The organism is Azovibrio sp. (assembly GCF_049658005.1).
GTDB lineage: Bacteria > Pseudomonadota > Gammaproteobacteria > Burkholderiales > Rhodocyclaceae > Azovibrio.
Genome location: NZ_JBASOH010000098.1, coordinates 15,783 through 27,559, shown reverse-complemented (window position 1 = coordinate 27,559; position 11,777 = coordinate 15,783). Strand labels below are relative to the sequence as shown.

11 protein-coding genes are annotated in these 11,777 nt (G+C 60.9%); 7 read left to right on the top strand and 4 right to left on the bottom strand.

All coding sequences use genetic code 11. The features are described from left to right. The first annotated feature begins 331 nt into the window (after positions 1–331). Complete coding sequence (locus WBH99_RS09090) at positions 332–760, top strand: OsmC family protein (RefSeq protein WP_424219762.1); 429 nt, start codon at positions 332–334, stop codon at positions 758–760. A gap of 44 nt (positions 761–804) precedes the next feature. On the opposite strand, the gene coq7 is transcribed toward WBH99_RS09090, so the two are convergent. The 3 genes from coq7 to WBH99_RS09075 all read right to left on the bottom strand — a co-directional run bounded on the left by coq7 (position 805) and on the right by WBH99_RS09075 (position 2,962). Then, on the bottom strand, positions 805–1,431 hold the full coding sequence (gene coq7, locus WBH99_RS09085; RefSeq protein WP_424219761.1) for a 2-polyprenyl-3-methyl-6-methoxy-1,4-benzoquinone monooxygenase: 627 nt from the start codon (positions 1,429–1,431) through the stop codon (positions 805–807). Between the two features lie 474 nt (positions 1,432–1,905). Continuing rightward, complete coding sequence (locus WBH99_RS09080; RefSeq protein ID WP_424219760.1) at positions 1,906–2,424, bottom strand: CNP1-like family protein; 519 nt, start codon at positions 2,422–2,424, stop codon at positions 1,906–1,908. After that, a complete protein-coding gene (locus WBH99_RS09075) occupies positions 2,417–2,962 on the bottom strand; it encodes an RNA pyrophosphohydrolase (RefSeq protein ID WP_424219759.1) in 546 nt (181 codons plus the stop codon). The genes WBH99_RS09080 and WBH99_RS09075 overlap by 8 nt, the downstream gene beginning before the upstream one ends. A 115-nt stretch (positions 2,963–3,077) precedes the next feature. Here WBH99_RS09075 and WBH99_RS09070 point away from each other — a divergent pair, with 115 nt between their 5' ends. Both WBH99_RS09070 and WBH99_RS09065 read left to right on the top strand, forming a co-directional pair. Beyond that, positions 3,078–4,808, top strand: a complete 1,731-nt coding sequence (locus WBH99_RS09070) for a proline--tRNA ligase (RefSeq protein WP_424219758.1) — start codon at positions 3,078–3,080, stop codon at positions 4,806–4,808. Further along, entirely contained in the window at positions 4,796–5,416 is a 621-nt protein-coding gene (locus tag WBH99_RS09065; RefSeq protein WP_424219757.1) for a lytic transglycosylase domain-containing protein, read from the top strand. Before WBH99_RS09070 ends, WBH99_RS09065 begins: the two co-directional genes overlap by 13 nt. 58 nt (positions 5,417–5,474) lie before the next feature. On the opposite strand, the gene ffh is transcribed toward WBH99_RS09065, so the two are convergent. Beyond that, positions 5,475–6,833, bottom strand: a complete 1,359-nt coding sequence (gene ffh, locus WBH99_RS09060; RefSeq protein WP_424219756.1) for a signal recognition particle protein — start codon at positions 6,831–6,833, stop codon at positions 5,475–5,477. A 29-nt stretch (positions 6,834–6,862) separates the two neighbouring features. On the opposite strand from ffh, the gene WBH99_RS09055 reads away from it, so the two are divergent. The 4 genes from WBH99_RS09055 to WBH99_RS09040 all read left to right on the top strand — a co-directional run bounded on the left by WBH99_RS09055 (position 6,863) and on the right by WBH99_RS09040 (position 11,756). Beyond that, positions 6,863–7,705 (top strand): cytochrome C assembly family protein, encoded by an 843-nt coding sequence (locus WBH99_RS09055; RefSeq protein ID WP_424219755.1) that lies wholly within the window; start codon positions 6,863–6,865, stop codon positions 7,703–7,705. 237 nt (positions 7,706–7,942) lie between these two features. Further along, positions 7,943–9,661, top strand: coding sequence for a type IV-A pilus assembly ATPase PilB (gene pilB / locus WBH99_RS09050; RefSeq protein WP_424219754.1), 1,719 nt, complete (start codon positions 7,943–7,945; stop codon positions 9,659–9,661). Between the two features lie 11 nt (positions 9,662–9,672). Then, positions 9,673–10,902, top strand: a complete 1,230-nt coding sequence (locus WBH99_RS09045) for a type II secretion system F family protein (RefSeq protein ID WP_424219753.1) — start codon at positions 9,673–9,675, stop codon at positions 10,900–10,902. Continuing rightward, a complete protein-coding gene (locus WBH99_RS09040; protein WP_424219752.1) occupies positions 10,902–11,756 on the top strand; it encodes a prepilin peptidase in 855 nt (284 codons plus the stop codon). Before WBH99_RS09045 ends, WBH99_RS09040 begins: the two co-directional genes overlap by 1 nt. The last annotated feature ends 21 nt before the right edge of the window (positions 11,757–11,777 follow it).

Below are 11,777 nucleotides of genomic sequence, written 5' to 3'. Positions count from 1 at the left end.
AAAGGAGGAGGGTGGAGGAGACAAAGGTCAAAACAACTTGAAGGAGACACCACAACTTGTTTCGATGGGTGAATTATCCCCCACAAACAGGATCGAGGCAAGAAAATTGTGCGGCGCACAATTCCTTGAAAATGACTGGATAAAATAAACTTATCGTTAATATCTTGTTGATTTTATTGCGAATCGTTGTCTTTAAAGAAACGACTGAAGCACTCTTTAAATCCTGCCTCCGGGTCCAGCACGCCAATCTGCCAGAATTTTTGGTGCATGGCAGCAAAACAGTGGTTCAGCTATTCAGCTAAAATAGCGGCTGCTTACCTGGAGAATGAAGATGCAATGCACCGTAAAGTGGATGGGCGCCGACAGCGGCATGTCCTTCGTCGCGGAAACCGGCAGCGGCCATATGGTGACCATGGATGGCGCGCCTGAAGCCGGCGGCCGCAACCTGGCCCCCCGCCCCATGGAAATGCTGCTGGCCGGCACCGGCGGATGCACGGCCTTCGATATCGTGATGATCCTGAAAAAAGGTCGCCACCAGGTCAGCGGCTGCGACGTCCGCCTGGAGGCCGAGCGGGCAGACAGCGACCCCAAGGTTTTCACCCGCATTCACTTTCACTTCCGGGTCAGCGGCAAGAATCTCAAGCCCGAGGCCGTGGCACGCGCCATCGACCTGTCCAAGGACAAATACTGCTCCGCCTCCATCATGCTGGGCAAAACCGCGGCAATCACCCACGACTTCGACATCATCGAAGTCGCCTGAAGCCCCCAACTGCAGCCCCCAGCTGCTGCCTTCAGCTGCTGCCTTCAGACCCGATAAGCCACCCGGGTCATGAGCCGGGCCGAGAGCTTCATCAGCAGCTTCACCGGACCCGGCAGGGGCGCAGCCCCGAGCCGCACGGCCGTCTCGGCGTGCTTCACCTCGTCCACCTTCATCTGTTCGAGGATGGCCCAGGACTTCTGATCCTGAGCCGGCAACTTGTCCAGATGGCGATCCAGATGCGCTTCGACCTGGCGCTCCGTTTCGGCCAGAAAACCCAGATTCCACCTGTCTCCCAGACGTCCCGCCGTCATGCCGATGGCCAGGGCACCTGCATACCACAGGGGATTGAGCAGACTCTTGCGCCCCCCCATCGCGCGGATACGCTGCTCCGTCCAGGCCAGATGTTCGGTTTCCTCGTGGGCCGCCTCTTCCAGGGAAGCCCGGATCCGCTCGTTGGGCGAGGTCATGGCCTGCCCCTGGTACAGGGCCTGGGCACACACCTCCCCGACGTGGTTGATACGCATCAGGGCCGCCACATGGCGGCGCTCGGCATCATTGAGCCCGGCTTCGGGCAATTGCGCCCCGGGCACCGGCCGGACACTGCGAGCCTCGGCAAAAACGGTCCGCAAGCCCTTGTCGATCGCCACGATCAAGCTGTCACTCCAGTTCATTTCCTCTCCTTTCAAAGCCATGCGCTTCGGGTTCGGGATCTCCGCTTCATCCAAACGCAGCCAAACGCAGCCAACCGCAGCCAACCGCAGCCAACCGCAGCCAACCGCAGCCACGTGAACCAAGCGCTACTGTTTTCCTGACCCGCATCCTGGCCCAGGCCGTCCTGATTCCCGCTGGCCCAGGAGGGCTGGCAGGCATGCACCCTGCAGATAAAATGCCAAGCCCCCGACAAGGTGAGCGGTGCAAGCAGGATCGCCGTCCAGGGCAATAGCGCCTATCACGGCAAAATCCTCATGCGCATTCAACTCAGGGAGAAGGCCCGCGGGAGAGGGAACAGGACTCCCGCGCCCGATATTCAATGCAAAATTCAGCGCAAAATGGGCTGGCAACTGGGTCGGCAACGCCAGACAAGCTGGATCAAGGAGGCCGGATCAAGGAGGCCGGATCAAGGAGGCTGGATCAAGGAGCCTTGATCAAGGAGCCTTGGATAAAGGCCGCCCCTCCTTCTTCAAGGCTCGCAGAATGTCGCTGACCCGGAAGGCAATCACCCCATCGGGACAGAGCAGATCGGTAAACAAGGCCGCATGCTGGCGGTTGGTGACCTGCTCGCGAACAGGCTTCCACTGGTTGCTCCGAGCCTTGGACCAGCCTCCATCCGGCCGCCCTACCGCATAAATCCGCCATTCCCGGGTCTGGCAGCGCATGCCTTCAAAAGTGATGTTGCGCACTCCCGAATCACTGAGCGCCAGCAAGACGTAACGCACCACGCCGTCACTGCCGACAGAAAGACTTTCGGTGTCGAGAAAGAAACGGTTGGTGGCCGTGGGGCTCACATAAAAGCTGAGGAAGTTTTCGTCCTTGGGAAAGGGAGGCAGCTGAACGGCAATCTCCTCCCAGGGTTTTTCCTCAAACTCCTCATCAAAGGCGGCCTGAGCCTGCACGGCAAGCCCCGCCAGGAACAGGGCACACAAGGTACGGACGAAACTATTCATCTTCCCTTCCCTCCGCCGCTGGCGGTGTGGATGATGGATTTTCCTGGCGCAGGCGCCTGCGCTTGTCGGCTTCGAGAAAACGCGCCAGCTCATTCAAGGCCTGGGAATAAACCCCACGCTTGAATTCGATCACGGTGTCCAGGGGAATCCAGTAGTCGTGCCAGCGCCAGGCGTCGAATTCGGGATGGGAACTGGCCCGCAGCGAGACATCACTGTCCCGTCCCACCAGGCGCAGCAAGAACCAGATCTGCTTCTGCCCCCGGTAAGATCCCCGCCATTCACGCTTGACCCAATGTGTCGGCACTTCATAACGCAACCAGCCCTTGGTACGTCCCAGGATGGCCACATGCTCGGGAAGCAAACCGACTTCTTCGTGCAGTTCCCGATACATGGCCTGTTCCGGCGTTTCGCCCCGCTTGATGCCGCCTTGCGGAAACTGCCAGGAATGCTCCCGAATCCGTTTACCCCAGAAAACCTCGTTTTTTGCGTTACAAAGAATGATGCCGACGTTCGGGCGAAAGCCCTCTTTGTCGAGCATAGCTAAATCCTGCTAAATATTTGGTTGAAGCGAATTCTTTCACAACTGTGACGCCCATGCAAAATTACCGCCCGGTGTAAAATCGAAGTTTTACCGGATATCGGACTCGTTGCTCATGCGTTCCTCTCGATTTTTCTTCGCCACCCTCAAGGAAGCCCCGGCCGACGCCGAGGTCATCAGCCAGAAGCTCATGCTGCGCGCCGGCCTCATCAAGCGCGCCGCCGCGGGCATCTACACCTGGATGCCCCTGGGCCTCAGGGTCCTGCGCAAGGTAGAGAACATTGTCAGGGAAGAGATGAACAAGGCGGGCGCCCTGGAACTGCTGATGCCCGCCGTGCAGCCTGCCGAACTCTGGCAGGAATCGGGCCGCTGGGATAAATATGGCCCCGAGCTGCTGCGTTTCAAGGATCGCCACCAGCGCGACTTCGTCATCGGCCCCACCCACGAGGAAGTCATCACCGACGTGGTGCGCCGCGACGTAAAGAGCTATCGTCAGCTGCCCTTGCACCTCTATCAGATCCAGACCAAGTTCCGGGACGAGATCCGGCCCCGCTTCGGCGTCATGCGCGGCCGGGAATTCCTGATGAAGGACGGCTATTCCTTTCACAGCAGCTTCGAGGACCTGAAGCGGGAATACCAGTCGATGTATGACACCTACAGCCGCATCTTCACCCGCCTGGGCCTGCAGTTCCGGGCCGTGGCGGCGGATACCGGCTCGATCGGCGGCACCGGCTCCCATGAGTTCCACGTCATTGCCGAGACCGGCGAGGACGACATCGCCTACTGCCCGGAATCCGGCTACGCCGCCAACGTGGAACTGGCCGAGGCCCTGGCGCCTGCCACGCCCCGCCCGGCCGCTACCGCAGAACTGGCCAAGGTGAGCACCCCGGGCCAGACCGCCTGTACCGACGTGGCCGGCTTCCTGAACATCCCGCTCTCCGGCCTGGTCAAGGCCATCGCCGTGGTCAGCGAACCCGAAGAGGGGCCCCGGACCTTCGCCCTGCTGCTCCTGCGCGGCGACCACGAACTCAATGAAATCAAGGCGGGCAAGATCGCCGGCCTCAACCCCTTCCGCTTTGCCACGGAAGAAGAGGTGGAACGATTCCTGGGCTGCAAGCCCGGTTATATCGGGCCGGTCGGGGTGGATCCAGAAAAGGTGCGGGTCATTGCCGACCGGAGCGTCGCCGTCATGGCCGATTTCGTCTGCGGCGCCAACGCCGCGGGTTTTCACCTGAGTGGCGTGAATTTCGGCCGCGACTGCCCGGAACCCGAGCTGGCCGACCTGCGCAAGGTGGTGGCCGGCGACCCCTCCCCGGATGGCAAGGGCAATCTCGCCATCTGCCGGGGCATCGAAGTGGGCCACATCTTCCAGCTGCGCAGCACCTACGCCAAGGCCCTGAACTGCAGCTTCCTGGATGAACAGGGCAAGAGCCAGATCATGGAAATGGGCTGCTACGGCATCGGCGTGTCGCGCATCGTCGGCGCCGCCATCGAACAGGGCCATGACGACAGGGGCATCATCTTCCCCGCCGCCATCGCCCCCTTCCAGGTCACCATCGTGCCCATGGGCTACTACAAGAGCGAAATCGTGAAGGCCGCCGCCGACCAGCTTTACGAAGCACTCGAGGCCGCCGGCCTGGACGTGTTGCTGGACGACCGGGACGAGCGGCCCGGCTCCATGTTCGCCGACATGGAACTGATGGGCGTGCCCCACCGCATCGTGGTGGGCGAGCGGGGCCTGGCCAACGGCCAGCTGGAATACAAGGGCCGCCAGGATGAGGAAGCCACCATGATCCCCGCCGATACCGCCCTGGCCTTCCTGCAGGAAAAGCTGTGCGCCGCCTGATCGCCCTGTTGCTGCCATGCCTGGTTCCCGCCCTGGTATGGGCGGGAGCCCAACAGTACGAACCCATGTCGGCCAGCGTCCAGGCGGCCCTGTCGGGCGCCATTGCCGACAGGAAACCCCCTGCCAGTTCCTTCAAGGATTATTCGGAAGCCGTGGACTGGCTCTCCGCCATGTCTCCCCGGCTTGCCAGGCGCATTCCCGATCAGGAGTACCGCCTGGAACTGCTGCGCGCCATCCATTACGAAGCCACCCGGGCCGGACTGGACCCGCAGCTGGTGCTGGGCCTGATCCAGGTGGAATCCGGTTTCCGTAAATATGCCGTGTCCTCGGCGGGAGCCCGGGGCTACATGCAGGTCATGCCCTTCTGGCTCAAGTTGATCGGCCAGCCCGATGACAACCTGTTCCACATGCGCACCAACCTGCGCTATGGCTGCACCATCCTGCGCCACTACCTGGATATCGAAAAGGGCGACCTGTTCCGCGCCCTGGGCCGCTACAACGGCAGCCTGGGTCAATCCGGATACCCGAATCTGGTCAGGGGCGCCTGGAACCAGTGGCGCTACGAGCGCCAGCTGGCCATGGGCGAACCGGCGTCGCCCAAACCCTGAATCCCTGAATCCCTGAATCCCTGAATCCCTGAATCCCTGAAACCCTGAATCCCCTGGCTCAGCGCCCCATGCCGGGCAGCATCCCCTTCATGCCGCGCATCAGCTTGCCCAGCCCCCCCTTGGTGAATTGCTTCATCATCTTCTGAGTCTGTTCAAACTGGTTGAGCAGGCGATTCACCTCCTGCACCTGCACCCCGGCTCCCATGGCAATGCGGCGCTTGCGGCTTGCCTTGATGAGTTCCGGCTTGGCCCGTTCGGTCGGCGTCATGGAATTGATGATGCCCTCCACCCGGCGAATCATCTTGTCCTCGGTCCCCACCGGCAACTGACCGGCCGCCTGGGCGATCTGGGTCGGCATCTTGTCCATCAGGGCGGAGATACCGCCCATCTTGCGCATCTGGCCGATCTGCTCCTTGAAATCGTTCAGATCAAAGCCCTTGCCGGATTTCAGCTTCCTGGCAAAGGCCATGGCCTTTTCTTCGTCCAGCCCCTTCCTGGCTTCTTCAATCAGCGACAGCACATCGCCCATGCCCAGGATGCGGGAGGCCATGCGTTCCGGATGAAAGGGTTCCAGCCCGGTGAGTTTTTCGCCGATACCGGAAAACTTGATGGGCTTGCCGGTCACATGGCGCACCGACAGGGCCGCGCCGCCCCGGGCATCGCCATCGAGCTTGGTGAGCACGATGCCGGTAAGCGGCAGGGTTTCGTTGAAGGCCCGGGCCGTGTTGACCGCATCCTGACCGAGCATGGCATCCACCACGAACAGGGTTTCGATCGGTTTCAAGGCCTCATGCAGGGACTTGATCTCGGCCATCATGGCCTCATCCACCGCCAGACGGCCGGCCGTATCCACCAGCACCACATCAAAGTAATGGCGCCTGGCCCAATCCACGGCACCCAGGGCAATGGCCTCGGGCTTTTCCGCCGTCGTGGAAGGGAAGCACTCGACGCCCGCCTGCCCGGCCACGGTCTGCAACTGCTGGATGGCGGCCGGACGGTACACATCGCAGGACACCACCAGCACCTTCTTCTTCAGCGTTTCCTTCAGGTACTTGCCCAGTTTGCCCACCGTCGTGGTCTTGCCCGCCCCCTGGAGGCCCGCCATCAGCACCACGGCGGGCGGCTGGGTGGCAAGATTGAGGCCCTCATGAGCCCCGCCCATGAGCCGGGTCATTTCCTTATGGACAACCCCGACCAGGGCCTGGCCCGGCGTCAGGGAAGCAATGACCTCCTCGCCTACGGCCTTTTCCTTCACGGCTGCAATGAAATCCTTCACCACCGGCAGGGCCACATCGGCCTCCAGCAGGGCCATGCGCACTTCACGGAGGGCCGCCGAGATGTTCTCTTCGGTCAGGCGAGCCTCTCCCCGCAGGGTCTTCATTACTTTGGCAAGGCGTTGCGTCAGGTTGTCGAGCATGGCAAATGGGCTTCGAGTAAAATTTTGGAATGGCGACTATTGTAAATCAGCTCATCCCCCTTGGCCTGGCAGGCTTCATGTATCTGGTCCTGGGCATTCATTTCTGGCGAACCCGCTGGACCGAAGCTGCCCCCCTGGCTCCGGTCGGCGTCAACGCGCCTGCCTGGGAGAAACTGGCCATCGGCATCACCCTCGCACTCCATGGAGCGGGCCTGGAATCCTCCCTGTTCGAGGCCTCCCGGATGCAGTTCTCCTTTAGCCTCGCCTTCAGCCTGATGATCTGGCTGGCGGTCCTGATTTACTGGCTGGAGAGCTTCCGGGTTCGCATGGATGGCCTGCAACCCATGGTGTTGCTAGGAGGAGTCGCCGCCTGTTTGCTGCCACTGCTGTTCAGCAAAACCCACCTGATCAGCAATGCCGGCAGCCTGGGTTTCCGCCTGCATTTCCTTGCCGCCATGCTGGCCTACAGCCTGTTCACCCTGTCTGCCGCGCACGCGGTATTCATGGGCTTTGCCGAGAAAAAACTGCACCAGCGCCAGCTTTCCCGGCGCATCGCCAGCATGCCGCCCCTGCTGGCCATGGAAACCCTGCTGTTCCGCATGCTCACCCTGGCCTTTGCCCTGCTGACCCTGACCCTGGGCAGCGGCCTGCTGTATTCGGAAATCCTGTTCGGCCAGCCCTTCCGCCTTGACCACAAGACTTTTTTTGCGATTTCTTCCTGGGTGATTTTTGCCATTTTGCTGACAGGCCGCCATATTTATGGCTGGCGGGGCCGGATCGCGCTACGCTGGACCCTGGCGGGCTTTGCCGTTTTGCTGCTGGCCTATGTGGGCAGCCGTTTTGTGGTCGAAGTGCTGCTGAACCGTGCATGAGCGGACAAGCCAGGCCTGGCGCATGAAAACGGCGCATTTCAAGCCCCACGGAAATTCCATCCGGCCAGGCCGTCGCGCAACCCCGGGATGAAATTGGGCGACCATGACCGGACAGCTCCCCTCCATTGAGCGCAGCAACCTCACACGACCACGATCGATGCCCCGATCCATGCTTTACAAACCAGGATCCTCGTTGCATCATCGGCAGTCATTTATTTTGCATTTAACTCTTTTGTCATGACCGCAACTCTTCCCTCTTCCAATTTGAGCGGTTTGGCTCGCGCCCTGGTCCAGGCCGGTCGCCTGAAAGAGAACGAAGCAGAGCAATTGCTGGGCCAGGCCCAGGCAAACAAGGCCACCCTCGCAGAGGAAATCGTCAATGGCAAAAAAATGACGGCGCTGGAACTGGCCCGTTTTGCCTCCGATACTTTCGCCACCCCCTTGTTCGACCTCTCCGCGCTCGAAGAAGCCCATATTCCCAAAGAGGCGGTGGACCCCAAGCTCATCCGCACCCACCGGATCGTTCCCCTGTTCAAACGGGGCAATCGCCTGTCCGTCGGCACGGCCGATCCGGCCAATCTGCATGGCCTGGAAGAAATCCGCTTCCAGAGCGGCCTGGCCATTGATCCCATCGTCGTCGAAATCAGCAAGCTGTTGCCGCTGGTCACCAAGCTCACCGAGTCGACCGCGGAATCACTCAAAAGCTTGGCCGGGGATGATTTCAACCTTGACTTCCTCGATGAAGCCGCCGAAAGCGATGCCGCCGAAGAGGGCGAGGGCAGCGACGTCGACGACGCTCCGATCGTCAGATTCCTGCAAAAGATCCTGCTGGATGCAATCAGCGAGGGCGCCTCCGACGTCCACTTTGAACCCTACGAAAAGTACTACCGCATCCGTTTCCGGGTGGACGGCAATTTGCGCGAGGTCATCACACCGCCGCTCGCCATCAAGGACAAACTCGCCTCCCGCATCAAGGTCATCTCCCGCCTGAACATCGCCGAAAAACGGGTTCCCCAGGATGGCCGGATGAAATTGGTGCTCTCCAAGACCCATGCCATCGACTTCCGGGTCAGCACCCTCCCCACCCTCCACGGGGAAAAGATCGTGATGCGGATTCTCGATCCCACCTCCGCCACCCTGGGGATCGAAGCCCTGGGTTACGAGCCGGAACAACAAGCGGTTCTGCTCGATGCCATCCGCCGCCCTTATGGCATGGTGCTGGTGACCGGCCCCACCGGTTCGGGCAAGACCGTTTCCCTCTACACCTGCCTGAACATCCTCAACGAACCCGACATCAACATTTCCACGGCAGAAGACCCGGCGGAAATCAATCTGGCCGGCATCAACCAGGTCAATGTGGACGACAAGTCGGGGCTGACCTTTGCCGCTGCCCTCAGAGCCTTCCTGCGCCAGGACCCGGACATCATCATGGTGGGCGAAATCCGTGACCTGGAAACGGCAGAAATCGCGATCAAGGCGGCACAGACCGGCCACCTCGTGCTATCGACGCTGCACACCAATGATGCGCCACAAACCCTGACCCGCCTGATGAACATGGGGGTCCCCACCTTCAACATCGCCTCCAGCATCCTGCTCATCACCGCCCAGCGCCTGGCGCGGCGGCTGTGCCATTGCAAGCAGCCCCTGGAAGTCCCGCAGCAGGCCCTGCTCAATGCTGGCTACAAGGAAGCGGAACTCGATGGTTCCTGGACGCTGTACGGCCCCGGCAGCTGCGACCGTTGCAAGGGCAGCGGCTACAAGGGGCGGTTGGGCATCTATCAGGTCATGCCCGTCACGGAAGAAATCCAGCGCATCATCATGGCCAATGGCACCGCCCTCGATATTGCCGCCCAGGCCGCGCGCGAGGGCGTCAAAACCTTGCGGGAATCTGGTTTGATCAAAGTCAAACAAGGGCTGACCTCCCTCGATGAAGTGCTGAGCACCACCAATCTCTAAAGGCAGACACCATGGCGAGCACAGGGAAATCCAATTCAACTTCTGGCGTCAAGGAATTCACTTTCCTATGGGAAGGCAAAAACAAGGACGGCAAGATCGTCCGGGGTGAGATGCGCGCGGCCACGGAAACGGTGGTGCAGACCACCTTGCGCCGCCAGGGGATCATGAACGCCAAGATCACCCGACAACGCTTCAAGCGGGGCGGCAAGGTCTCCGACAAGGACATCACCCTGTTTACCCGGCAACTGGCCACCATGATGAAGTCCGGGGTGCCGCTGTTACAGTCTTTTGATATCGTCGGGCGCGGTCACGCCAATCCAGCAGTCGGCAAACTGCTGCTGGACATCAAAGCCGACGTGGAAACCGGCAGTTCCCTTTCCGCCGCCTTTCGCAAATATCCGCTCTACTTTGACCCGCTCTTTTGCAATCTGGTGAGCGCCGGGGAACAGGCCGGTATTCTCGATTCCCTGCTGGACCGGTTGGCCACCTACAAGGAAAAGATCCTTGCCATCAAGAGCAAGATCAAGTCCGCCCTCTTCTATCCCATCGCCGTGATCGTCGTGGCTTTCATCATCACCGCCGTGATCATGATTTTCGTGATTCCCGCCTTCAAAGACGTCTTCAAAAGTTTTGGCGCCGACCTGCCCGCCCCTACGCTGATCATCATTGCCATCTCGGATTTCTTCGTGGCCTATTGGTATGCGATCTTCGGCATCATCGGCGGAGGCCTGTACGGTTTCTTCTATACCTGGAAACGCTCCGAAAAAATGCAGATCGTCATGGATCGTCTGTTATTGCGGATGCCGATCTTCGGTGAGCTGATCCGCAAGGCCGTCATTGCCCGCTGGACCCGCACCCTCTCCACCATGTTCGCCGCCGGCGTCCCGCTGGTGGAATCCCTGGAGTCGGTGGGCGGCGCAGCGGGCAACCATGTCTACAAACTGGCCACCCGGGAAATTCAGACGGAGGTCAGCACCGGTGCCAATCTGACCAGCGCCATGCAGAACACCAACCTGTTCCCCAATATGGTCACCCAGATGGTGGCCATTGGTGAAGAATCGGGGGCGCTCGATTCCATGCTCTCCAAGGTCGCCGACTTTTTCGAGGCCGAGGTCGATGATGCAGTCGAAGCCCTCTCCAGCCTGATGGAACCGATGATCATGGTGATTCTTGGCACCCTGATTGGCGGCATGGTGGTCGCCATGTACCTCCCCATCTTCAAACTAGGAGCGGTCGTTTGATGCTCTCCTTGCTATCAGAGCCGATACCATTCACCGCCATCCTGACTCTCCTGGGTTTGCTGGTCGGCAGTTTCCTCAATGTGGTGATTCACCGTCTGCCCCGCATGATGGAACAGGAATGGCAGGCCCAGTGCGCTCAATTGCAAGGAGAAGCGCCGCCGTCGGCCCCCCCTCTGAGCCTGGCCCGCCCCGGTTCGCGCTGCCCCCAGTGCGGACATCCCATCCGCGCGCTGGAAAACATCCCCATCCTCAGCTATCTGCTGCTGGGCGGAAAATGCAAGGCTTGCAAGGCGCCCATTTCCCTGCGCTACCCCCTGACCGAAGCCGCGGCCGCCCTCCTGGCCGGGTTTGCCGCCTGGCACTTCGGCCCCGGCTGGCAGGCCATCGGGGCAACCCTGCTGCTGTGGACCCTGCTGGTCCTGGCCATGATCGACCTGGACACCCAGTTGCTGCCAGACAGTCTCACCCTGCCCCTGCTCTGGCTCGGTCTGCTCTTCAACCTGAACGGCCAGTTCGTTCCTCTCTCCAGCGCCGTCATCGGCGCCATGGCGGGCTACCTCTCGCTCTGGTCGGTGTACTGGCTATTCAAACTCGTCACCGGCAAGGAGGGCATGGGCTACGGCGATTTCAAACTCTTGGCCGCCCTGGGAGCCTGGATGGGCTGGACCATGCTGCCCTGCATCATCCTGCTGTCTTCGGTAGTGGGCGCCATCGTCGGCATCACCCTGATGATCGTCGCCCGGCACGGGCGCAACATTCCCATCCCCTTCGGCCCCTATCTGGCCGCCGCCGGCATCATCGCCCTGTTCTGGGGTGAGTCGCTGAACCGCCTGTACCTGGGTTCGGGAGCTTGATTCCCGCCGATCAGCCTCCAT

Coding starts and splice junctions, on each gene's coding strand:
- WBH99_RS09090 (WP_424219762.1), top strand. CDS start 332: ATGCAATGCACCGTAAAGTGGATGGGCGCCGACAGCGGCATGTCCTTC.
- WBH99_RS09055 (WP_424219755.1), top strand. CDS start 6,863: ATGGCGACTATTGTAAATCAGCTCATCCCCCTTGGCCTGGCAGGCTTC.
- WBH99_RS09045 (WP_424219753.1), top strand. CDS start 9,673: ATGGCGAGCACAGGGAAATCCAATTCAACTTCTGGCGTCAAGGAATTC.
- WBH99_RS09070 (WP_424219758.1), top strand. CDS start 3,078: ATGCGTTCCTCTCGATTTTTCTTCGCCACCCTCAAGGAAGCCCCGGCC.
- pilB (WP_424219754.1), top strand. CDS start 7,943: ATGACCGCAACTCTTCCCTCTTCCAATTTGAGCGGTTTGGCTCGCGCC.
- WBH99_RS09040 (WP_424219752.1), top strand. CDS start 10,902: ATGCTCTCCTTGCTATCAGAGCCGATACCATTCACCGCCATCCTGACT.
- WBH99_RS09080 (WP_424219760.1), bottom strand. CDS start 2,424: ATGAATAGTTTCGTCCGTACCTTGTGTGCCCTGTTCCTGGCGGGGCTT.
- WBH99_RS09075 (WP_424219759.1), bottom strand. CDS start 2,962: ATGCTCGACAAAGAGGGCTTTCGCCCGAACGTCGGCATCATTCTTTGT.
- coq7 (WP_424219761.1), bottom strand. CDS start 1,431: ATGAACTGGAGTGACAGCTTGATCGTGGCGATCGACAAGGGCTTGCGG.
- ffh (WP_424219756.1), bottom strand. CDS start 6,833: ATGCTCGACAACCTGACGCAACGCCTTGCCAAAGTAATGAAGACCCTG.